The following is a 21,322-nucleotide window of genomic DNA, read 5'->3' as shown; positions in this document are numbered from 1 at the left end:
GTACTAACAAATAAGTTAGAATACAACTTTAAGCAAAAGCCTATATATAAATAGAGCCACGATCCATTACAATACAAAGAAAGGATTAACCCATATATGAAGTTTGGTGCCCGCATTCTCAAAACAGGAATAGCAATCGTTTTAGCGCTTTATCTCTCGGAACTGCTTAACCTTCCTGCTCCTGTCCTTTCTGGGATTGCTGCAATTTTTGCAATACAGCCGACCATTTACCGTTCATATCAAACGGTGTTGGAGCAAATTCAAGGAAATATCATTGGCGCATTGGTTGCTGTCTCCTTCGTTTTGTTGTTCGGAAATGATATTTTTATGATCGGTCTTGCCGTAATGGTTGTCATAACCATCAATTTAAAATTGAAAATGGATAAAACGATCGTCCTTTCCATCGTGACGGTCATCGCCATCATGGAAAGCCAGGAAGGGGAATTCCTGAATTTTGCCTTTATTCGTCTCTCTTCCGTTTTGCTTGGAATCGTTTCTTCGTTTATCGTGAATCTTGTTTTCATTCCTCCAAAGTACGAAGCAAAGCTTTATACACGCATTACAGATGTAACCGAAGACATCTTGAAATGGATCAGGATCAGCACAAGACATGCTACAGAACATACTTTATTGAAAAAAGACATCAGCCGATTGAAGGCGGAGTTACTCGATCTGGAACATATCTATTCCATGTACAAAGAGGAACGGGAATATTTCAAGAAGAACAGTGTAGCTAAAGCAAGAAAGCTTGTCGTTTATCGGCAAATGATCATAACGACAAAAAAAGCGTTTGAAACCTTGAAGAGAATCCATAAATTCGAGAATGAAGTATATCAAATGCCTGAAGATTTCCAACGGAGCATCTTACAGCAGCTTGATTCCTTGATCCGCAAGCATGAACAGTTGATATTACTGCATATCGAAAAAATCAAGTCAATCGAGGAGATTGAAGATTGGGACCAGGATTGTTTAAGTCGTAAAGAGCTGCTCGCCCATTTTTTCGAACAGCAGAATCAAGTGGACGAAATGCATGATAACCTAGGCCACCTCTCTGCCCGCCTTGTACCATTGATTTCTGCAGTCATAGAATATGACGAACAATTGGAACACCTTGAAAAGCTGATCGTCAGCTTCCAGTCCTTCCATAAGGAAGATAACGAAATATCTGTCCAGTATGAAGAAGATTAAAAAAAGACGGTTCCCGGGAACCGTCTTTTTTCGTCTCTATTTAGAGCATGACCTCATTCAATCATCCAAAAGGTTCTTATCAGCAGCCTTTTCAATCGTATCCAATTTCTTCAAAAGATCCTGCAGCTCGTCTTCCGAGAATGAATTGAAGTTCTTGCCCATCAATTTGTTATGATCCGCAAGGACTCTCCCCAAAATCGCTTCCCCAGCCTCTTTCAATTCAAGGTTGATGACCCTGCGATCCTTATCAGAGGGCTGCCTTTTTACATAATCCATTTCGACCAACTTATCTACAAATACGGTAATCGCACTTGGCTTTACGGTTAAGAAGTCAGCCAGCTGAGTCGATTTGATCGACCCCTCTTTTTTCAATATCAATAATATGAAAAACTGAGGCGATGTTAATCCATAAGGCTGAAGATTTTTTGCTACGATGGCCCTAAGCTTCTTCCTAATCCGAAAAATCTGCATTTCTATACTATTAGTTACTTCCCATTTAAATTCCAGCCTTCTCACTCCTTATATAGGACAATCCTACCTCTTAAATTTAATTAAATGGCATTCCAATGTCAACTTTACTTTCCATATATCCTTAAAACTAAAAAAAATTCAAATTTTTACTATTTCTCTGTATTTATTTCCCACCATTTTTCCGAATAAATTACATGACAAAAAATAATTAAACTGGTAAACTCTTTACTTAATAATATTAATACTTATAAAAGTTAATATTTATTTAATTTAACAAATAAACATTAGAATAGGAGGCGTTGTCATTTCTGGCTAGTGAACAGTATCGAAAAAAGGAATACATCATCAATATTTTTTGGAGGCGAAACAAGTGAATAGAGGACGTTTAGTTTTAATCAATGTCATTGGTTTGGTTATTATCATAGCGGTATTAGCCGGTGGGGCTTATTACTATTATGAAAGCACGAATTTCATTAAAACGGATGAAGCGAAGGTTTCAGGAGAGCTATATACCATCGTTGCCCCCGCTGCCGGTAAATTAGCAGATTGGGACTTACATGAAGGAGACAGTGTAAGTAAGGATGACAATGTTGCCAATGTAACCACTTTAGATGGAAAAGAGGCGGTAAAAACCGCAGCACAGGGTACTATCGTTAAAACACAAGTGCATGATGAGCAGCTTGTTCAAGCGGGTCAAACGCTGGCTCAGACCATCAATATGGATGATCTGTCCATAACGGCTAATATTGAAGAAAATAAATTAAAGGATATCGAAAAAGGTGACAGCGTAGATATTATCATCGATGGAGATCCCGATACTGTCTTCGAAGGTACATTGGAACAGATCGGTTATGCTACAACGTCCGTCTTTTCAGTGATGGGCAATCAAAACAGCAGCGGAAACTATACGAAAGTCACTCAAAAAGTACCAGTTAAAATTTCCATCAAAGCACCATCCGATAAAGTTCTGCCTGGAATGAACGCAGAAGTGAAAATTTCAACTAAATAAAATGGCTACACAGTTATACAGAAAGGAGGCTTTTCTTTAAATGGCTTCTCAAACCATCACAGTAAATGAAAACAAGGGAATGAAGCAGTTTGCCCCCATGTTAATTATCTTAATGCTAGGTTTGTTCATGGTCATTTTGAATCAAACCCTGCTTAGTGTCGCCATGCCCAGGATGATGGCAGAATTCAATGTAGCTGCGACTACGATTCAATGGTTATCAACTGGATTCATGCTCGTGAATGGAGCCTTGATCCCACTGTCCGCTTTTTTAATTGAACGGTTTGGCACGCGCATTTTATTCCTTGCTGCCATGTTTTTATTCACCATCGGGACATTCATCTGCGGCATCGCACCAAATTTCCCCGTCATCCTTACAGGCCGGCTGATTCAGGCGGCTGGCGGCGGGATCCTGCAGCCATTGGTCATGACGATCATTCTTTTCATCTTCCCTCCGGAAATGCGCGGGAAAGGCATGGGAATCTTTGGACTTGCCATTATGTTTGCACCTGCAATCGGCCCGACTTTATCTGGTTGGGTCATTCAGGAATATAGCTGGCGGGTCATGTTCTACGCAATGGTGCCATTAGGCATGATAGTCATGACACTCGCCTTTTTAAGTATGCGTAATGTAGCAGAACCAAAGAAAATCAAATTGGATTTGTTGGGTGCGTCTCTATCCTTGCTGGGAGTTGCATCCTTACTATACGGTGTCAGTGAAGCGGGTTCCAAAGGCTGGACGGATCCCATCGTTCTGGGAACGATCATCATCGGGCTGATCCTTTTGACGCTTTTTGTGGTTCAACAGCTTAAATCGGAAACACCTATGCTCGACTTCCGTGTATTTAAGTATGACATGTTCGTATTATCGAATATCATTTCCGCCATCGTCACAGTGGCCATGTTTACCGGGATATTCTTATTACCTATATATTTACAGACTTTAAGAGGCTTCACACCAGTTCAATCCGGCCTATTGATGTTACCCGGAGCCCTTGTGATGATGGTGATGTCACCCATTTCAGGAGCATTATTTGACAAAATCGGACCTCGTCCATTAGCACTAATTGGTTTAGCGATTACTGCCGTCACAACCTTTGAGTTTGCTAAATTGACTACGGAAACTACCTATTCGACTTTGGTCATCATCTATGCCATCCGCGCACTTGGAATGTCTTTACTGATGATGCCGATCATGACTGCTGGGATGAATCAGCTTCCCAAGCATTTGAATACACATGGTACGGCAATGAGCAATACGCTTAAACAAGTGACCGGAGCCATTGGTACGAGCTTCGTCACAACCATTTATACAACCCGTGCATCTTTCCATGGAACTGCTTTAGGAACGGAAATGAGTACGAGTGATCCCGGTTTTGTTCAGAATTTCCAAACAATCGTTCAATCCATCATGAGTTCGATGAATCAAACTAGTGAACAGGCACAGGAAACTGCCATGTCGCTGATTTCTTCACAAATCCAGGGTCAAGCAAACGTGATGGGAATCAATGATGCATTCTTTTGGGCAACAGGCTTTGCAATTGCCGGTATCGTTCTTTCACTGTTTTTACGTGACGTTCGGAAGGACAAAGCAATGAAAAAAGCTAAACAAGAACACTTGGATGTACCTTTGCTTCCTTCACCAGTAAAAAAATCGGTTTAATTAAATGGGGGAATAAAAATGAAGATCTATGTTGTTTACGACAGTGAAGGCAACCATACGAAAGCACTTGCCGAATCAATAGCTCATGGGGCCGCCGCGGTCCCCGGCGCTGAGGTTCTCATTGACCATGTGAACGAGGCGGATGTTTATAAGCTCCAGGAAATGGATGCCATCATTTGGGGCTGTCCCGGTCATTTCGGCACCATCAGTTCGAGTTTGAAAACATGGATTGATAAACTTGGGTATCTATGGGCGGAAGGTGCGCTGATCAATAAAGTGGGTGCTGTGTTCTGTACGACGGCCACCGTACATGGCGGACTCGAGGCTACAATGCTGAACTTAATCACCCCTATGCTTCATCAAGGCATGATCATAGTTGGCTTGCCCGGCACTGTCCCGGAAAACGCCTTATATGGCTCCTACTATGGAGTAGGAATAAGCTGTCCGCCCGGTGTGGATGACAACATCACCAAAAATGACTTGCAGCTTGGAGAAGCATTAGGAAAACGGGTTGCCCATGTCACCCGTTCATTCATAAACGAGCTCTAGGAGGCTTGATTCAATGGGCATAATTCTAATTATCATCGTTGCCATATTAGCGGTTACGGGCTTGATCACATACAATATCAAGGCCTTATCCCCTGAAGGTAAGCCGCCGGGTGTCGAGGAAGAGAACTCGTTGGAAGAGTCCGCTTTCTCTTCGGCTGATGATTCCGTAACCGAAATCATCTCCCCAGCAGACAATGATGAATTGAAAATGAAAGATCAGGATTATCGTTTGGCACTTTCCAAGCTTCACAATCAAAAGCCAAATGATGAGCCAACTGCAGAAAAAAAGCCTAATCTTCGCAAAATGAAAGACAAGGAATACCGTGGTACATTGGAAGACTTCCGGCAAAATGGCGATTGAAGCACGTCACCCCATTCGGCATATTCGCCTCTTCTGGGGTTTTCCACACCGCCTTTATCTTAAAGATAGACCTGCAGGCTTAACTTATTTTTCTGGTTGACAAATATTCACAAAGACTTTAAGCTAGGGTAATGCAACACAAACATTTTTTTAAACTCAGCTTTTGTTGAGAGACGGAATTTTAAAAGGATTTCCTTTTTTCGTTCGTCACTTGCCTTTTTGGCAGGTGGCGATTTTTATTTTTACAGGGGTGAAAAATATGCAACTTTTGAAGTATTCCATAATGGTCTTAATCGGTTCGATCTCATATGGCACATTATCCACCATGATGAAGTTTGGATTCATGGATGGCCATTCATCCGGAGAACTGGTCGGCAGTCAATACCTCGTCGGTTGGCTGATTGTCTCCGTGTTATTTCTTTTTTCGTTTAAATATAAAGTTTCATGGAAGAGTGCCGGATTACTTTTAATCACGGGCATGATGTCCACTTTCGTCGGAAAGGCATATGCCGTTTCCGTATCCGAGCTTCCCGCTTCGATTGCCGTTGTCTTTTTATTTCAATTTACCTGGATAGGCGTCCTCATTGAAAGTTTCATAAATAAAAGACGCCCGGATAAAAATAAACTCATTGCCATTTTCGTTCTCTTCATCGGAACATTATTGGCAGGCGCGATCTTTGGTCAGCCTCTATCCGGCCTAAGCCTAAAAGGCGTATTGTTCGGTCTATTGTCTGCCTTGCTTTTTGCGCTATATATGTATTGCAACTCTCAATTCGCAGTTGGGGAATCTTCAATGAAACGGCTGTTTTTCATTGCAACAGGTGGTATGTTGACTGCTGTATTCACAACTAACCCCGTCACACTTGTGACGAATCTTGTCCAAACGAACCTATGGTACTACGGTCTGCTGCTCGGCACATTGGGTGTTTTAGTTCCTTTCTTTTTCTTTGCTGTCAGTTTGCCCAAAGTGGGTGTCGGCCTTGGAACGATTCTTTGTGCTGCGGAACTGCCCTCAGCGATGGTCGTTTCCGTCATCTTTTTGCATGAACAGGTTACGTCACTGCAATGGTTTGGGATGTGCTTGATCATCGTAGGCATCGCCTTGCCTGAGGGAATAAAGCATCTGCCGCATTTCCTTCCTGACAGAAAAAAAACGCTGCATGAAAAAAGGATTTCATAACGTGCATGCGCACAAGAAAGACCATTCCCGTTAGAGGAATGGTCTTCTTTTGTATATTGTTTTTCCTATTCTTCTTAAGAATCCAATTGTTGTACTTGAAATAGGTTGTAGTAATGCCCTTGCTTTTTCATAAGTTCTTCGTGTGTTCCCATTTCCGTAATTTCCCCATTATCGATATGAACGATCCGATCGGCATGGGTGATGGTGGATAACCGATGGGCCACGATGATGGTTGTCCGGTCTTTCGCTAAAATATCCAGCGCCTCCTGGATGTAGTGTTCACTTTCCAAATCCAATGCGGATGTGGCTTCATCAAGTACAAGGATTGGCGGGTTTTTCAAAAATACCCTCGCAATGGCCACCCGTTGCTTTTGGCCTCCGGATAATTTAACTCCCCGCTCCCCGACTTTCGTTTCATATCCTTCTTTCAGACCCATGATGAAGTCATGGGCATTCGCCGCCTTTGCCGCTTCAAATACTTCTTCATCACTTGCATCAGGTCGTCCCATAAGGATGTTGGCCTTAACCGATTCGCTAAATAAGATATTATCCTGTAGAACCATTCCTATTTTATCTCTTAGGGAGCGGACTTGATACTTACGGATATCCGTCCCATCCAATAATACCTTTCCCTCCGTCACATCATAGAAACGGGAAATCAAACTGACGATCGAGGATTTCCCGCCGCCGCTCATCCCGACAAGTGCAATGGTTTCCCCTGGTTTGACATCCAAGTTTATATGTTTCAAAACGGGTGCCTCTTTTTCGTCATAAGCAAACGATACATCCTGAAAGGTTATTCTGCCTTCCACATGCTTAAGCTCTTTCGCCCCTGGTTCGTCATCGATATCATACTTCTCATCCACAAACTCAAAAACCCTGTCCATGGACGCCAATGTCTGGGTCATTGTCGTCGAAGAGTTAACTAAACGTCTGAGGGGATTATAAAGCCGGTCAATGAAACCGACGAAGGCAACCATGGTACCCAGTGACAATTGTTCATGAATGACCTGATAACCGGCAAATCCTATTACGAGCAAGGGGGCAATATCCGTGATCGTATTCACGACGGCAAATGACTTGGCATTCCAGCTTGTATGCTTTAGGGCCTTATCGAGGAAATTCTTGTTTTGCTTCGCAAACAATTCCTGTTCCCTGTCTTCTATCGCAAAGCTTTTGATGACTGACATCCCTGAAACCCGTTCATGAAGGTGACTCTGTACATCAGCTAACGCTTGGGATCGAATCCTTGTATAGGTTCTCAGCTTGCCAAAGAAATGCTTAATCGAAAATGCGTAAAAAGGAAGCATGATGATCGATACAACGGTTAACTTCACGTCCATTGTAAACATGATGACTATCACTATGATGATCGTTGCTATATCGAGCCAAAGGTTCATCAAACCCGTGATGACAAAGTTCTTCGTTTGTTCCACATCCGTGATCATCCTCGAAATGACCTCGCCCACCCTTGTATTGGAATAATATTTAAAACTCAGTTTCTGTATATGAGTAAATAAATCATTACGAATATCATATAAGATTTTCGTTCCGGTCCATTGCGCAAAATATTGTCTGTAATACTCAATCGGCGGTCTAACTGCAACGAAAATGAAAATCATGATGGCCATTGCCCATAAAAGGCGTTCGGATTTCACGGCTTTGGACAGGTCACCATTTCCGATGATGTCATCCACTATATACTTACTGAGCAATGGAAGCAGAAGCGGAATTGCGAACTTTAGCAATCCAATCAGTACCGTTCCGATTATCTGCCATTTATATGGTTTGACGAATTGCAAATATCTCTTAATGCTCCCCACGGAATACCTCCTTTTCTGAATCATTAAATCCAAATGAAAAAAGTCCATAACAGCAATTTGGAATCTTATATGCACTGTTCAATTATATTTTCCTTTTCGATGATTAAGTATCAAAAGGATTTCATTCACTAACTTTCAAACACATTTAAAGGAGGTTTAATGGTTCCTGCATCGTGATAGATTGAAACAGTTGTGTAGATATATGTTACACAATGAAAAAGCCTGCCAATTAAGCAGCAGGCCTTTTCTATCATCGATAGGTTAAAAAGCGTTCATACCAACTATCAATAAACTCTGCGGAGAATGGTCCTTTTCGCTGGCGTATCATATAAATCAAATAGTCTACGTTCTGTTTCAATATTGAATCGATGGCATCCGGGTAATTCATTTCTTTCCGATGCCTTTCATATTCATCCTCATCCAGCAAATTAAACGTCATATCTGGGAATACTTTAATGTCCAGGTCATAATCAATGTATTTCAATGCTCCCGAATCGTATGTGAACGGCGAACTGATATTGCAATAATAATAAACCCCGTCCTCTCTCAACATACCAATAACATTAAACCAATACTTTGAATGAAAATAGCAAATCGCCGGCTCTCTCGTAATCCAGGTCCTTCCATCTGATTCCGTTACCATAGTACGGTCATTCGCTGCTATCACCAGATTTTGGGTCCCTTTTAAAACGGTTGTCTCTTCCCAGATACGATGGATATGTCCATTATGTTTATAGCTGTGGATTTGGATTTTTCCTCCTTCGGCAGGAACAATCCCCATTTATCTCTCCCTACTTTCTATAGACACCCTGACAGCGTACTGTGCCCTATTCCGTTTGCAGTTGTTGTGTGTATTTAAAATATATACTTTTTTCCATTTACCCTATATTCCTATATTATAGCGATTTATTCACAAATTTAAAACAAAAGTGGCTAATCTCCCAGTGAAAATGTGTAAATAAGTCGAAAAAGTCTGACCATCCACCCATTTTAACTAAGAAATTAGCCGGTTATTTATCGTATGGCAGCCTGTCCTTGCTGAAAATAACGGATGACTTCTTCCGTTTGCTTCTCGAACATATCATGGATACTTTTCAATTCCTGCTTTTTGAGTTGAATCTCTTCCTGAATGGTGACCGCTTCACTCTCCTCTTCCAGGGCAAGGAGTTGCTTCTCTATATCTTGGCATCTTTCGATTTCGGATTGTAAAAGTAAAAGCTTATCCATCGTTTTCAACTGGTCGTTAATAAGCCGGTTAAATTCCTCCATGAATGCACCTTCCTAATCTGTATTTTTTCTATAAGTATGTATATTCTATTTTAATCAGCTTTTTCCTTTGACATAAAATGTAAACACAACGAAACATTTGTCGAATACAATGAAAGGCAAAAAAAAGCACCCTTCATAAGAAGGATGCTTTTTCATCGGCAATTAGCCTTGGTTTTTATTGCTTTGAGATTTTTGGTTTTGTTGTTTCACTTCTTGAACGTTAGTTTCAGAAGCAAACTCTGTACCGAATTGGCCTTGTGCTTGACCTTGGCCTTTTCTTTGTTGAGATTGCGCGTTTTGTTGTCTCACTTCTTGAACGTTAGTTTCAGAAGCAAACTCTGTACCGAATTGGCCTTGACCTTGTTGAGATTGCGCGTTTTGTTGTCTCACTTGTTGAACATTTGTACCTGCTTGTGATTTATTCATGTTTTTAGCCATTGATATCACCTCCACGATAATAAGATAACCATTATCCAGGAGTGCTATCCAACAAAAATCATTTAAATTTTTCCAGTTACATTAAACAAGCAATGAAATGCCTCCATCAACAATTACGGTTTGTCCACGAATCATACTGGCTCCATCGGAAATTAAAAACAGGATGGTATTCACCATATCTTCCACCTCGACCATCCGGCCAGCGGGAGTCTGATCTGCCGCCTCAGCAAGCATTTCATCCCGATTCGGGAAAGACTTCAGGGCATCCGTATCGATCACACCGCCTGATACGGCATTGACACAAATATTTTTTGCAGCCAGTTCGACCGCTAAATATCTTGTCAGTGCTTCAAGTGCAGCCTTGGAAACTCCAACAGCTGTATAATTTTTCAAATAGCGAATGGAGCCCAGTGAACTGATGCTGACAATTTTCCCTCCGCCGTTCCTCTCCATTAATTTCGCCGCTTCCTGTGCGCAGAAAAGGAGGGCTTTTGTATTGATGTCCATGGTCCAGTTCCAATGGGATTCCTCCAGCTCCATCAATGGGCGCTGCACTCCAGAGGCCGCATTATTAATGAAAATATCCAAACGTCCATAATAAGCATCGATTTCCTCGAACATGCTTTTCACTTTCGCAACGTCACCGACATTTGCCTTAACTACAAGGGCTTTGCGCCCTAACGCTTCAATTTCGGCCGCCACTTCTAATGCTTTCGACTTGCTCCGGGCATAATTAATAACGAGGTCGTAACCTTCCTCTGCAAGCCTTATTGCCGTGCTTCTGCCTAAACCTTTACTGCTACCTGTAACGAGTGCCACTTTTTGTTCCATACGTTTATTCATCCTTTCTGAGTAAACACCTAGTAATAAAAATCATTTTTTAAGGAGTGTTACTGTTATGTATGTTGGACGTGATATGACAGAGTTATCGATGATGCAAAAATCGGATTGGGAAAATAGTGAACTTGCCTATTTTCATCACTCCCTTCAACAAATGGTACCTTATTTAAACCAAGAAGGACAGAGTATCCATAGCGAAATTGTCAAAGAAATTGAAAATAGAGGCGGACTTAATAGACAAGAAGCAGATTATACCCATGGAACGAAAACCATTTACGATTGATTTTATACGGATATCGCTTTAATAATCAACAAAAGGAAGAGGATATCTTAGCGGATATCCTCTTTTAGCATAATATCCCTGTTCCCACGGAAATACAAATCGCACCCAAAAAATAAAGAATGTAATATGATTGAACCCACGAATGCTTGAATACTATAAAGATTTATTCGATACTCTCTTTTTCTTTATACGCTCTCATCATTTTTTGGTGGGAAACCGGAAATGCCAACTCCTCCATCTCTGCCTCACTCACCCACTTAAGTTGCTGTTCTCTTAATGTCTCTTCACTGATGGCTTCTTTGACCACTCCGATATACGTGTCCACTTTCCAAACGAGGTGTGAGAAAACATGTTCAATTCTTACAAGTGATTCAGTGATTTCCGGTTTGACGCCATACATTTCCTGAAACCTACTTTCGAAGAACTCCCTCTTATGCAAAAGGGATGAATGGTTTTCGAAATTCGGATATTCCCAAAGATTTGCAAGCAATCCTTCTGGTGCTCGCTTGTGAATTAAAAACTCACCTTTTTCATTCGTTAAAACGGCAGCTACAATTGGTACATCCCGCGTCTTTTTCTTTTGGATTTTCACCGGCAATTCCGACTGAACCCCAGCTTCAAATGCTAGACAATGACTTTGGACGGGACATAATAGGCAGGCAGGCTTACCTGGTGTACAAATCAATGCTCCAAGTTCCATCAACGCTTGATTGAAGGCAGAGGTATGTTCATGATCGATCAGCTTTCTGACGGCTGCTTCGAAAGTTTTTCTTGTCTTTGGCTTTGCAATATCTTCATATATCATCAATATCCTTGATAAAACACGCATGACGTTTCCATCAACGGCTGGCTCCGGCTTACCGTATGCGATACTAAGTATCGCACCAGCTGTATAAGGGCCGACACCTTTCAATTTGGATATTTCATCGGGATCATCCGGTACAATCCCATTATAGGATGCCTTCACTTCCTGAACGGCACTATGCAGATTCCTTACACGTGAATAATATCCCAGCCCTTCCCATGCTTTTAGGATTTTCTCTTCATCGGCATTGGCAAAATCCTCGAGTGTAGGAAACCATTCCACAAACCGGTTGAAATAAGGAATCACCGTGTCCACTCTCGTTTGCTGCAGCATTATTTCAGAAACCCAAACACGGTACGGGTCCTTATTTTCCCTCCATGGCAATTCTCTTTGTTCTTCGAGAAACCAGGAAACCAAATCTTTTTGAAATTCATCGATTTTTATTTTTTCTATTGTCGGGATCGTTATTTCTTTCACATCAGTTCCTCCAAAGATGTTACACTCTTATCAAAATTGGGAATACCTATAGTAGGCCATTCTTTTTTTAATATCATGTTCATATTCATTTATTTGTAAAGATTCACGGAAATAAATCAAAATTATATTCATTTGATGGTTAATATATAAATACGGTATGATGAAAGAAGACCATTTTTTTCAAATTGTGGCAGGGAGGTTAGTTTTTTGGATACAGGTACTCACTTTGTCATGGGAATTGCTCTTGGAGGTCTTGCCACATTAGATCCTGTCATTGCGCAGAGCCCAGTCACTGCAAGTGCAGTCATAGCAGGTACGATATTGGGATCACAAGCTCCGGACATTGACACTGTTTTAAAATTAAGGAATAACGCTGTATATATACGAAACCACCGTGGAATCACGCATTCCATTCCCGCTGTTTTACTCTGGCCCTTGATTATCAGCGGAGCACTTTTCGCCATCTTACCTGAAGCAAATTACCTTCATCTTTGGCTTTGGACCTTTTTAGCCGTTTTCCTTCACGTGTTCGTGGATATATTCAATGCTTATGGGACCCAGGCTCTCAGGCCGATTTCGTCAAAATGGGTAGCTTTAGGGGTCATCAATACCTTTGACCCGTTCATTTTTGGAATACATGTTGCCGGCCTGATATTATGGGGCTTTGGATTTCCTCCAGGCTATTTATTTCTTTCCATTTACGGAATACTCGTCATTTATTATATTTCCAGGTTCAGGGAACAAGCTTTTATAAAAAAAGTGGTCAAAAAGCAAATTCCAGGAGCAAGGAAAATCCTATTATCACCGACCATGCGTTTTCATCGCTGGAAAATTGCGGTGATTACCGAAAAGAATTATTATGTGGCACGGGCCGATAATGGATATGTGACGATTCTAGATACCTTCGATCGAGTGCCATTGCCTGAAAGTGAAATTCTTGAAGCCGCCAAAAAGGATATCAACTTGGCAGCCTTTCTGTCCTTTTCGCCGGTTTACCGATTTGAAATCGAACAGATTAAAGAATATTATGAAGTCCGTTTTATCGATTTAAGATACCGCAGCAATGGATATTACCCGTTTGTGGCAGTGGTCCATTTAGACAGCGAATTGAATATCTTGAATTCTTATACCGGCTGGATCTTTAGCGAAGCGAAACTGCAGAAGAAATTGAATATTATTTTGTAGTCACTGCGTATTGAAAAAGAGCTGATTCCAGGGAACCCCTCTGGAATCAGCTTTTTTAATGCACTCGATTCTGCTGATTTAATAACTGTTGATATTTAGGGTTTTTTGCAATGAATTCGTGGAATTGCTCACCGTAGTTATCAATCCAGGTCCTTACAACTCGCGATGTCATTTCTTCTCCGGCATATTCATGCCCGGCCTTTGCATAGGTCGCCTCGAAATCTTCCCATAATAATTCCACCCAAGTCAAAGCTTGCTCATACGTGATGTGTTCATTTTTCTCAAGCAGTATCTTGGTTAATCTTTCATGGTAATCATTCATTAGAACCACCTCATTGCCAATATTTTTACAGAATGAACTATACTGTTCCATACCCATACTAGTGGTAAGCGGAAACGCTTCTGTCTTTAATCTGATGCTTGGAGGAGAAAAATTTGCGAAATAAACAAAAAGGATTCCCCAACCAAAACAATAATAAATTCCAAGGCGAGCCTCGTGCCAAAGCAAGGTATGCTTCAAAGCGTGCAGATGGCAGTATAAATACACACCCTCAAGAAAGAATGAAAGCCTCAAACGAGCGATCGAATTAAAAGATGCACCAGAAGGAATCGGGTAGTTCCCCGGTTCCTTTTTATTTTAACATTGAAATCGGCAGTGCTTCTTCCTTACCGCTTCCGCCTAAGCGGTATCCCCAGGCGAATACGCCATTCATATAATCAATTTTGAAATAGACACCGGGATCTCCGTCAATTTGATATATTTCACCTTTTTTGAAATCATCCGGATTTAACAAATAGGCCTTTGCCATCGTCACTTTTCGTTCCAATACTGAAAATTCATTAACCATTCCCAATTGCTCTGCTTTTCTCGCTTTTTCAGTCAACGCTGCAATTTCCTGCTGTAGTTCATAGGCGGACAACTTGCTGTATCTTACGTCGCTCATATATATGACTCCTTAAATGAAATATTAATTTACCTCTATATTAAACAAAATTTTGCGATTTGGCTATCGATGCACTTAATCCCCATCAGGATTGGAAAGATAACGCTCAATCAATTCTATTGGAAAACCTTTTCGGTATAATGCCTGCTTCATTTTTTGTTCATATTCGAAGCCTTCATGGTTTTTATATCGACGTTGCATTTTTTCGGCATGGTGGCAAAGAGAATCCCATTGTTCATCTTCATCCTTTTCAACCGTCACATCTTCAAGTGCTTCATGGATGACATCTCTTGGGAAGCCTTTCCGTAACAAGGTTTGTTCAACCTTCAGCTTTAAAGCTCGTTCGGAAATGTTTTTTTCCTTTTTGACCGCTTTTCCAGCAAGTTTGCTTGCATGTTCAATCTGAATATCATAGGGGTATTCCTTCAATGCCTCGACAACCAACTTTTCTTGCACCCCTTTTTCCTTAAGCTCGAGCTTAAGGGTAGTGGGCCCTTTATTGCCGCCATTCACATGGGTCCGTACGTAAGCCTTGGCAAATTCAAGGTCGTCTAAATAGTTAAAGCTGTAAAGTTTATGTATCGCTTCCTTAATGATCGGCTCTTCCGTTTCCTTCTTTTTTAAATAAAGGCGAATTTCCGATTCCGAGCGCATCCGGTATGATAAATAATTAAGTGCATCGGTAAATGCTTTTTGGATTTCATCATGGAATTGTATTTCAGCCAAAAGCAGGTCATCAAGTTCCATACCCTTTTTCAAGTGAAATTTCAGTAGCACTTCTTCGTCTACACTGAAGGCATATTTTTCGTCAACGAAAATGTTATAACGATCTTTACGTTTCTTTTGGGTTGTTATTTTTGTTATGTTTGGCATAAATCCACCCCCTCCACTACTTTACCCCTTTACGTTTACCATTTCTATATATAGCATGTCTAAAAATGAAAAAAGAACATGGGCATGTTAAAGTGAAGGAAAGAAAGGGAAAGGAAGTGGTTTTCATGAAAATAGCCATTGCTGGTGGAAGCGGTTTTGTCGGCACAGCCCTTATTGATGAATTATCAAAAGAAAATCATGATATATATATTTTGACGCGTCATCCCGAAAAATTTAATAAACAGACTAATTTGACATATATCGGCTGGTTGACCAAGGACGCAAAGCCGGAAAAACACTTGGCAGGGCTCGATGTTTTCATTAACCTTGCTGGTGAATCTTTAAACAGCGGGCGTTGGACACCTGAACGAAAACGCAGGATTGTCGAAAGCAGGGTCGAAGCTTCCAAAGAGATGAACCGGATCATTTCCATACTGCCCGATAAAGTGTCCGTCATCATTAATGCAAGTGCAATCGGATATTATGGTATTTCGGACGATGAAACCTTTACCGAAACCTCTGAATCGATTGGTGATGATTTCTTGGCCCGTACTGTTCAACTATGGGAAAAGGAAGCGGCTAAATCACGCTCTTACAGTAAAAGGTTGATTCTGACAAGATTCGGGGTGATTCTTGGAGAAAAAGACGGTGCACTGCCAATGATGGTCCTCCCCTATAAACTATTCGGCGGAGGAAAGATGGGCAAAGGGAATCAGTGGCTTTCCTGGATTCATATCCATGACGTGGTCCGTGCAATCATCTTTTGCATGAACGATGCTCGGATAGAAGGTCCAGTCAATTTTACTGCACCGAACCCCGTTCAGATGGATACATTCGGGAAAACGATAGGAGCTGTCCTGCACCGGCCCCATTGGTTGCCCGTACCTCCCTTCTTCCTCAAGAAACTGCTTGGGGAAATGAGCATACTTGTACTTGAAGGGCAAAATGTACTTCCCGCTAAACTTAAAGTGGAAGGATTCACCTTCTCCTTTCCAACCCTTAAAGAATCTTTACAAAATATCTTAAAAGAAGATTCTCACGTATGAAAGGGTCATTTTAGGAAAAAATAGGGATATTAAGTGGAATGGAGATGATCTAATTGCTTAAAAAACACGATAAAGAGAAAAGTAACTTGACTAGTACACAAGCGATTCTTTATGCTCGCGAATTTAAAAAAGCAGATCGGGCTGGTGGATATACCGAAAAGAAATCCCGTCGTTAAGTTTGGAGTTTTTTCCCGTACATTTTGAACAGCCACTCAACACAAAATAAGCTGGAGATGATAAATGAATTCATCTCCAGCTTATTTTTTATTCTAGGGGGCGCTAACATGGGACGCAATAACATACACCATAATCGAGATAAGAACAAACAGAAACTTCCTCAGGTTCCTAAAAACCTGAAAAGTGACGGACTTGACGTTGAATATTCTTCCGAACTGGCTGACCAGGAAGACATCGAGGCACAAGCCCGGGCAAATGCGGCTGACCGCCGTGCTCATAATCGCCGCTTATAAGCAGGAGAAACCAACCAAGGGGCTGTTAATCAGCCTCTTATGTTTTCTTTATTTACATAGCTTATCCACAGCCCTGTGTATATTGTGGATATATTCAGAAAATACTGATAAAAAACAAGTACAATAAATCACCTTATCAACATGAAAATAATGTTATTTCTGGATAACCCTGTGGATTATGTGGATAAAGTAGATTTTAAGCTAACCACTCAGCATTATTATTGTGGATAACTATTCTCTCTCCTTGAATTGTTCCACAGGATTATTATTTATATAATAACTATCTGTTACGGTCTATATTATGTCTTACCTCCAAGTATTATTGTATGCCAAATGACTTTTCCACCCCTAACTTGTCAGTAGGCTTATTGCTATTGACCCCAGCATTAAAGAAGGTTCCCCAAACTTTTTCCATCAGCATTTTCTTCCAACTGTTTACGAAGCATGAATTTTTGCATCTTCCCACTTGCGTTTCGAGGCAGCTCATTACTGAAGATATATCTTCTTGGACGTTTATAGTTCGCCAGTGTTTCACTGTTCTTACACCAGGTTTCTAAGTCGGATTCCGCTAGCGTTGGGTCTTTGGCTACGATGAAGGCCGTTACCATTTCCCCCCAATGATCATCTGGCTGACCAAGGACTGCACAGTCGAGAACTCCTGGATGCTCATATAATGTATCCTCCACTTCCCGTGGATATATATTTTCCCCACCGGAAATGATCATGTCGTCCACCCGGTCCTTGACCCACAGATATCCATCCTCATCCAGGAAACCGATGTCACCGGAATGGTACCAGCCTTTGTAAAGCGCCGTTTCGGTCTCTCTATCTTTTTGAAAGTAACCCCGCATGATACATGGACCCTTCACAAGGATCTCCCCTGTTTCCCCAGGTTCAAGCATATCCTCGGGATCCGATGGCCCTTCTTCATTCGGGCGGACAATGATGATTTCATGTTCGAAGCATGCCTTGCCGGCAGAACCCGCTTTCCTAATTTGATCTTCCTCCAATAGGAGAGTGATGGCGGGACCCATTTCAGTCATTCCATAAGCTTGGATGAACTGCATGCCGAGTTTCTCCTGACAGGCCCTTACAAGTGAGGGGGCCATCGGGGCTGCTCCATAAAGCCCAAGCTTCAAACTCTGGAATTTATAATCATCCAAGTTTTCCTGAATGAGCATGTTCCACATCGTAGGAGCAGCAAAAAACTTGGTGATCCCCTCGGATTCAATCAGTTCCATTACCTTTTTGGGATTAAACTGATGTAATATGACATTTGCGGCACCGACCTGTACGCGAGGTAAAAAGGAACAGTGCAATTCGGCACAATGGAACATCGGTGCAGTAATCAAACCGATATCAGAGCGTTCGTACTTCATTGCTTCTATTAAAATCTCTGCTTGTTTGACCATATCTTTATGAAGGTGGATGACCCCTTTGGGGCGTCCGGTAGTCCCGCTCGTATACATGATGGCATAGATATCATCCTCGTGAACATCCACTTCTTCTGGCTTTGATGAGATGCTGGCCAATTTCTGGCGGTAACCTTTGGCATATCCAGGTACATCATCATCAATATACCAAAAGGCTGTTTCCGAAAAACGCTTTTCAACCGCGGCAACGTTCGCTTCCAATTCGTGTTCGAATAAAACGACCTTTGGAGCAGCGTCGTTCAAGATGAAAGCCAACTCTTCCGGCATTAACCGGAAATTGATTGGATTAAAGATTGCACCGATTTTTGCACAGGCAAAGAATGCTGTTGCAAGCTCTTCATTGTTGTAAAGGTACGTAGAGACCCTGTCCCCTTTCCGCACCCCTTCCGCTTGAAGGGCCGCCGCCAACCTATTCACCTGCTCATTCCATTGAATGTACGTATAGCGGAAATTTCTTCTCACGTCGTAGATAGCTTCTTTAATGGGGAATTCCTGAACCGTCTGATCAAAGATATTTTTAATCGTCACTGACATATCATTTTCCTCCTCAAGTAGGCCCACCATCAACAGGAAGAGTTCAGGCAAAGCCTGCGATGGTCGGCTTCATCCCTTTTCAGCTTTTACTTTCGTGCGAATTACGAATATTCATAAATGGAATGTCCAGATTCAGTCCAATCTTTCTATGATGGTCGCATTCGCCATCCCATGACCTTCACACATTGTTTGCAGCCCATAACGGCCGCCAGTCCTTTCTAACTCATGGATCATTGACACCATCAATCTGGCCCCGCTGCCGCCAAGAGGATGACCCAAGGCAATCGCCCCGCCATTTGGATTCAGTTTCTTCGGGTCTGCCCCCGTTTCTTTTAGCCAGGCAATCGGTACAGGAGCGAAAGCCTCATTCACTTCAAAGATGTCGATATCATCAATTGTAAGACCTGCTTTTTCCAAAGCTTTTTGGGTGGCGGGAATCGGCCCCGTAAGCATCAGGGTGGGATCTGACCCGACAACAACCCGTGTATGCACTTTAAAGCGCGGTTTCAATCCAAGCTCTTCGGCTTTACTGCGTTCCATCAATAATAAAGCGGCAGCACCGTCACTGATTTGACTTGAATTCCCCGCATGGATTAAACCGTCTTCTTGGAAAACCGGTTTCAATCCAGCAAGTACTTCAAGCGTAGTTCCACCCCTTGGGCCTTGATCTTCCGTAACTTCGATATGATTTCCTTCTTTATCAGTACCCGATACTGATATCATTTCACGATTAAAATGTCCTTCTTTTTGAGCACGTATTGCCTTGGCATGGCTCTCCACGGAAAACTGATCACAATCTTCACGTGTTATTCCCCACTTATCGGCAATTCTCTCAGCTGATAATCCTTGGTTGATCACCTCATAAAGGTCCATATACTTTTGGCTTGTTACAGCACCTTGATAATTAGACCCCATGGGAACTCGTGACATGTTTTCCACTCCACCTGCCACTACCACATCCATATCACCCGACAAGATGGCCTGGGAAGCGAAGTGGACTGCCTGCTGACCTGATCCGCATTGACGGTCAATCGTCGTTCCCGGCACTTCAATCGGAAATCCGGCAATCAGTGCAGCAACCCTTGCTATATCACCGGCCTGTTCGCCCGACTGTGAAACACAGCCTAAAATGACATCATCGACAATAGCCGGATCGATGCCCGCCTTTTCAATCAGCTTCTTCAATACTTCCCCTGCCAGATCATCAGGGCGGACGTCTTTCAAAACACCGTTCCTTCTGCCTACTGGCGTGCGAATCCCTTCAACGATAACCACTTCCCGCATATACTCTCTTCCCTTCTCAACCTTTTTATTAAATTAAAGACCCATATTCTTAGCGATGATCTTCTTCATGATTTCATTTGTCCCGGCATAGATGCTCGCTACCGGAACATCCCGATACCTTCTGGCAATCTTGTATTCCTCCATATATCCATAGCCGCCATGAAGCTGCATGCATTCAATGGATATTTTTCTGGCAGTCTCCGTCAAACGCCATTTTGCCATCGAAACTTCAGTTACAACCTGTTCACCAGCCATATGTTTGGTGATCAATTGATCTAGGAAGGCACGCCCCATTTTGATTTCCGTTGCCATTTCCGCGATTTTGAATTGAGTATTTTGAAACTGACTTACGGATTTTCCGAACGCTTCCCTGCCCTTCACATACTCAATCGTATCGGCCAGCATATCCTCAGATGCGGTTTGAGCACAAATTGCCACCACAAGTCGCTCCTGCTGCAGTTTATCCATTAGGTAATTAAACCCTTTGCCTTCTTCACCAAGCAGGTTTTCCTTTGGAACACGGCAATCCTCGAAGATGAGCTCTGCTGTATCCTGACTGTGCAAACCAAGCTTCTTCAGTTTTCGACCCCTGGAAAACCCGGGTGTATCCCTTTCGACCACGACTAAGCTAACGCCTTTATGTTTCGGAACTGCATTTGGATCCGTTTTACAGGCAACGATGACCAAATCCGCATGTATGCCATTCGTGATGAATGTCTTTTGGCCATTTACTATGTAATGATCTCCATCCAAAATGGCAGTCGTTTTAATATTGGCCAAATCCGAACCTGTACCAGGCTCTGTCATGGCAATGGCTGTAATGACTTCCCCCGTCGTGCATTTGGGAAGCCAGCGCTGTTTCTGTGACTCATTTCCGTATGCGGAAATATACGGAACGGTGATGTCACTGTGAAGTCCGAAACCAATGAAACCAGAACCGACTCTTTCCAATTCCTCATTAATTATGACTGCAAAGCCCCAATCTACCCCTGAACCCCCATAATCTTCTCCTAGGTCCGGACATAAAAAACCCTGTTCCCCCATTTTCACCCAAAATGACCGGGGAATGATCCTCTCTTCTTCCCATCGTTCATAGTGGGGAACTGCTTCTTTCTCTAAAAACTTTCGGAATGACTTACGGAAAATCTCATGATCTTCACTTAGGTATGGATGTTTCATCTGTTTTATCTCCTCTCCAAT

The 21,322-nt window shown here is 42.1% G+C and carries 25 protein-coding genes; 12 read left to right on the top strand and 13 right to left on the bottom strand.

Going from position 1 to position 21,322, the window contains the following annotated elements:
* Positions 1-96: 96 nt before the first annotated feature.
* Positions 97-1,188 carry an FUSC family protein gene (locus ACYP5M_RS23380; RefSeq protein ID WP_230178792.1) on the top strand — a complete coding sequence of 364 codons (1,092 nt, stop codon included), beginning with the start codon at positions 97-99 and terminating at the stop codon, positions 1,186-1,188.
* 57 nt (positions 1,189-1,245) lie between these two features.
* On the opposite strand, the gene ACYP5M_RS23375 is transcribed toward ACYP5M_RS23380, so the two are convergent.
* A complete protein-coding gene (locus ACYP5M_RS23375; RefSeq protein WP_082196714.1) occupies positions 1,246-1,704 on the bottom strand; it encodes a MarR family winged helix-turn-helix transcriptional regulator in 459 nt (152 codons plus the stop codon).
* 325 nt (positions 1,705-2,029) lie between these two features.
* Between ACYP5M_RS23375 and ACYP5M_RS23370 the strand changes: the two genes are divergently transcribed.
* The 5 genes from ACYP5M_RS23370 (at position 2,030) to ACYP5M_RS23350 (ending at position 6,418) form a co-directional block, all read left to right on the top strand.
* Positions 2,030-2,668 carry an HlyD family efflux transporter periplasmic adaptor subunit gene (locus tag ACYP5M_RS23370; RefSeq protein WP_101225963.1) on the top strand — a complete coding sequence of 213 codons (639 nt, stop codon included), beginning with the start codon at positions 2,030-2,032 and terminating at the stop codon, positions 2,666-2,668.
* A 40-nt stretch (positions 2,669-2,708) separates the two neighbouring features.
* Positions 2,709-4,328 (top strand): DHA2 family efflux MFS transporter permease subunit, encoded by a 1,620-nt coding sequence (locus ACYP5M_RS23365; RefSeq protein WP_101225962.1) that lies wholly within the window; start codon positions 2,709-2,711, stop codon positions 4,326-4,328.
* 18 nt (positions 4,329-4,346) lie between these two features.
* Entirely contained in the window at positions 4,347-4,877 is a 531-nt protein-coding gene (locus ACYP5M_RS23360; RefSeq protein WP_214787499.1) for an NAD(P)H-dependent oxidoreductase, read from the top strand.
* 13 nt (positions 4,878-4,890) lie between these two features.
* Positions 4,891-5,238 carry a hypothetical protein gene (locus ACYP5M_RS23355; RefSeq protein WP_101225960.1) on the top strand — a complete coding sequence of 116 codons (348 nt, stop codon included), beginning with the start codon at positions 4,891-4,893 and terminating at the stop codon, positions 5,236-5,238.
* Between the two features lie 259 nt (positions 5,239-5,497).
* Positions 5,498-6,418 carry an EamA family transporter gene (locus ACYP5M_RS23350; protein ID WP_241593526.1) on the top strand — a complete coding sequence of 307 codons (921 nt, stop codon included), beginning with the start codon at positions 5,498-5,500 and terminating at the stop codon, positions 6,416-6,418.
* A 74-nt stretch (positions 6,419-6,492) separates the two neighbouring features.
* On the opposite strand, the gene ACYP5M_RS23345 is transcribed toward ACYP5M_RS23350, so the two are convergent.
* The 5 genes from ACYP5M_RS23345 to fabL form a co-directional block, all read right to left on the bottom strand.
* Complete coding sequence (locus tag ACYP5M_RS23345) at positions 6,493-8,241, bottom strand: ABC transporter ATP-binding protein (RefSeq protein WP_434167902.1); 1,749 nt, start codon at positions 8,239-8,241, stop codon at positions 6,493-6,495.
* Between the two features lie 250 nt (positions 8,242-8,491).
* Complete coding sequence (gene ntdP / locus ACYP5M_RS23340; protein WP_048685440.1) at positions 8,492-9,022, bottom strand: nucleoside tri-diphosphate phosphatase; 531 nt, start codon at positions 9,020-9,022, stop codon at positions 8,492-8,494.
* A 233-nt stretch (positions 9,023-9,255) separates the two neighbouring features.
* A complete protein-coding gene (locus tag ACYP5M_RS23335; RefSeq protein ID WP_452445089.1) occupies positions 9,256-9,510 on the bottom strand; it encodes a YgaB family protein in 255 nt (84 codons plus the stop codon).
* 162 nt (positions 9,511-9,672) lie between these two features.
* Positions 9,673-9,948 (bottom strand): gamma-type small acid-soluble spore protein, encoded by a 276-nt coding sequence (locus tag ACYP5M_RS23330; RefSeq protein ID WP_434167903.1) that lies wholly within the window; start codon positions 9,946-9,948, stop codon positions 9,673-9,675.
* A gap of 81 nt (positions 9,949-10,029) precedes the next feature.
* Positions 10,030-10,779, bottom strand: a complete 750-nt coding sequence (gene fabL, locus ACYP5M_RS23325) for an enoyl-[acyl-carrier-protein] reductase FabL (RefSeq protein ID WP_230178804.1) — start codon at positions 10,777-10,779, stop codon at positions 10,030-10,032.
* Between the two features lie 67 nt (positions 10,780-10,846).
* Here fabL and ACYP5M_RS23320 point away from each other — a divergent pair, with 67 nt between their 5' ends.
* Positions 10,847-11,071, top strand: coding sequence for a hypothetical protein (locus ACYP5M_RS23320; RefSeq protein ID WP_101225956.1), 225 nt, complete (start codon positions 10,847-10,849; stop codon positions 11,069-11,071).
* 163 nt (positions 11,072-11,234) lie between these two features.
* On the opposite strand, the gene mutY is transcribed toward ACYP5M_RS23320, so the two are convergent.
* Entirely contained in the window at positions 11,235-12,353 is a 1,119-nt protein-coding gene (gene mutY / locus ACYP5M_RS23315; RefSeq protein WP_434167904.1) for an A/G-specific adenine glycosylase, read from the bottom strand.
* A 207-nt stretch (positions 12,354-12,560) separates the two neighbouring features.
* Here mutY and ACYP5M_RS23310 point away from each other — a divergent pair, with 207 nt between their 5' ends.
* On the top strand, positions 12,561-13,538 hold the full coding sequence (locus ACYP5M_RS23310) for a metal-dependent hydrolase (RefSeq protein ID WP_260359074.1): 978 nt from the start codon (positions 12,561-12,563) through the stop codon (positions 13,536-13,538).
* 55 nt (positions 13,539-13,593) lie between these two features.
* Here ACYP5M_RS23310 and ACYP5M_RS23305 read toward each other — a convergent pair whose 3' ends face one another.
* On the bottom strand, positions 13,594-13,860 hold the full coding sequence (locus ACYP5M_RS23305; RefSeq protein ID WP_101225953.1) for a YfhJ family protein: 267 nt from the start codon (positions 13,858-13,860) through the stop codon (positions 13,594-13,596).
* Between the two features lie 113 nt (positions 13,861-13,973).
* Here ACYP5M_RS23305 and ACYP5M_RS23300 point away from each other — a divergent pair, with 113 nt between their 5' ends.
* Positions 13,974-14,129, top strand: a complete 156-nt coding sequence (locus ACYP5M_RS23300) for a small, acid-soluble spore protein K (RefSeq protein WP_034305387.1) — start codon at positions 13,974-13,976, stop codon at positions 14,127-14,129.
* A gap of 41 nt (positions 14,130-14,170) precedes the next feature.
* On the opposite strand, the gene ACYP5M_RS23295 is transcribed toward ACYP5M_RS23300, so the two are convergent.
* Together ACYP5M_RS23295 and recX are read right to left on the bottom strand one after the other, a co-directional pair.
* Positions 14,171-14,482, bottom strand: coding sequence for a YfhH family protein (locus ACYP5M_RS23295; RefSeq protein WP_063234815.1), 312 nt, complete (start codon positions 14,480-14,482; stop codon positions 14,171-14,173).
* Between the two features lie 75 nt (positions 14,483-14,557).
* A complete protein-coding gene (recX, locus tag ACYP5M_RS23290) occupies positions 14,558-15,355 on the bottom strand; it encodes a recombination regulator RecX (protein WP_101225952.1) in 798 nt (265 codons plus the stop codon).
* Positions 15,356-15,480: 125 nt separating this feature from the next.
* Between recX and ACYP5M_RS23285 the strand changes: the two genes are divergently transcribed.
* From ACYP5M_RS23285 to ACYP5M_RS23275, 3 genes are all read left to right on the top strand, one after another.
* The gene (locus ACYP5M_RS23285) at positions 15,481-16,401 is read left to right on the top strand and encodes a TIGR01777 family oxidoreductase (RefSeq protein ID WP_434169734.1); all 921 of its coding nucleotides are present in this window, start codon (positions 15,481-15,483) and stop codon (positions 16,399-16,401) included.
* A 53-nt stretch (positions 16,402-16,454) separates the two neighbouring features.
* On the top strand, positions 16,455-16,577 hold the full coding sequence (locus tag ACYP5M_RS23280) for a YfhE family protein (RefSeq protein WP_081088510.1): 123 nt from the start codon (positions 16,455-16,457) through the stop codon (positions 16,575-16,577).
* Between the two features lie 108 nt (positions 16,578-16,685).
* Positions 16,686-16,871, top strand: a complete 186-nt coding sequence (locus tag ACYP5M_RS23275; RefSeq protein WP_101225951.1) for a YfhD family protein — start codon at positions 16,686-16,688, stop codon at positions 16,869-16,871.
* 386 nt (positions 16,872-17,257) lie between these two features.
* Here the strand turns inward: ACYP5M_RS23275 and ACYP5M_RS23270 are convergent, their stop codons facing one another.
* From ACYP5M_RS23270 to ACYP5M_RS23260, 3 genes are all read right to left on the bottom strand, one after another.
* Positions 17,258-18,838: a fatty acid--CoA ligase gene (locus ACYP5M_RS23270; RefSeq protein WP_459735578.1), complete on the bottom strand. Its 1,581-nt coding sequence runs from the start codon at positions 18,836-18,838 to the stop codon at positions 17,258-17,260.
* 132 nt (positions 18,839-18,970) lie between these two features.
* Positions 18,971-20,122, bottom strand: coding sequence for a thiolase family protein (locus ACYP5M_RS23265; RefSeq protein WP_459735577.1), 1,152 nt, complete (start codon positions 20,120-20,122; stop codon positions 18,971-18,973).
* Between the two features lie 33 nt (positions 20,123-20,155).
* Positions 20,156-21,301, bottom strand: coding sequence for an acyl-CoA dehydrogenase family protein (locus ACYP5M_RS23260; RefSeq protein WP_434167908.1), 1,146 nt, complete (start codon positions 21,299-21,301; stop codon positions 20,156-20,158).
* Positions 21,302-21,322: the final 21 nt, after the last annotated feature.

Source organism: Peribacillus sp. N1, assembly GCF_054600815.1.
This window is presented reverse-complemented; position numbering and strand designations above follow the sequence as displayed.

Coding starts and splice junctions, on each gene's coding strand:
- ACYP5M_RS23380 (WP_230178792.1), top strand. CDS start 97: ATGAAGTTTGGTGCCCGCATTCTCAAAACAGGAATAGCAATCGTTTTA.
- ACYP5M_RS23365 (WP_101225962.1), top strand. CDS start 2,709: ATGGCTTCTCAAACCATCACAGTAAATGAAAACAAGGGAATGAAGCAG.
- ACYP5M_RS23360 (WP_214787499.1), top strand. CDS start 4,347: ATGAAGATCTATGTTGTTTACGACAGTGAAGGCAACCATACGAAAGCA.
- ACYP5M_RS23355 (WP_101225960.1), top strand. CDS start 4,891: ATGGGCATAATTCTAATTATCATCGTTGCCATATTAGCGGTTACGGGC.
- ACYP5M_RS23350 (WP_241593526.1), top strand. CDS start 5,498: ATGCAACTTTTGAAGTATTCCATAATGGTCTTAATCGGTTCGATCTCA.
- ntdP (WP_048685440.1), bottom strand. CDS start 9,022: ATGGGGATTGTTCCTGCCGAAGGAGGAAAAATCCAAATCCACAGCTAT.
- ACYP5M_RS23335 (WP_452445089.1), bottom strand. CDS start 9,510: ATGGAGGAATTTAACCGGCTTATTAACGACCAGTTGAAAACGATGGAT.
- ACYP5M_RS23330 (WP_434167903.1), bottom strand. CDS start 9,948: ATGGCTAAAAACATGAATAAATCACAAGCAGGTACAAATGTTCAACAA.
- fabL (WP_230178804.1), bottom strand. CDS start 10,779: ATGGAACAAAAAGTGGCACTCGTTACAGGTAGCAGTAAAGGTTTAGGC.
- ACYP5M_RS23320 (WP_101225956.1), top strand. CDS start 10,847: ATGTATGTTGGACGTGATATGACAGAGTTATCGATGATGCAAAAATCG.
- ACYP5M_RS23305 (WP_101225953.1), bottom strand. CDS start 13,860: ATGAATGATTACCATGAAAGATTAACCAAGATACTGCTTGAGAAAAAT.
- ACYP5M_RS23295 (WP_063234815.1), bottom strand. CDS start 14,482: ATGAGCGACGTAAGATACAGCAAGTTGTCCGCCTATGAACTACAGCAG.
- recX (WP_101225952.1), bottom strand. CDS start 15,355: ATGCCAAACATAACAAAAATAACAACCCAAAAGAAACGTAAAGATCGT.
- ACYP5M_RS23285 (WP_434169734.1), top strand. CDS start 15,481: ATGAAAATAGCCATTGCTGGTGGAAGCGGTTTTGTCGGCACAGCCCTT.
- ACYP5M_RS23275 (WP_101225951.1), top strand. CDS start 16,686: ATGGGACGCAATAACATACACCATAATCGAGATAAGAACAAACAGAAA.
- ACYP5M_RS23270 (WP_459735578.1), bottom strand. CDS start 18,838: ATGTCAGTGACGATTAAAAATATCTTTGATCAGACGGTTCAGGAATTC.
- ACYP5M_RS23265 (WP_459735577.1), bottom strand. CDS start 20,122: ATGCGGGAAGTGGTTATCGTTGAAGGGATTCGCACGCCAGTAGGCAGA.
- ACYP5M_RS23260 (WP_434167908.1), bottom strand. CDS start 21,301: ATGAAACATCCATACCTAAGTGAAGATCATGAGATTTTCCGTAAGTCA.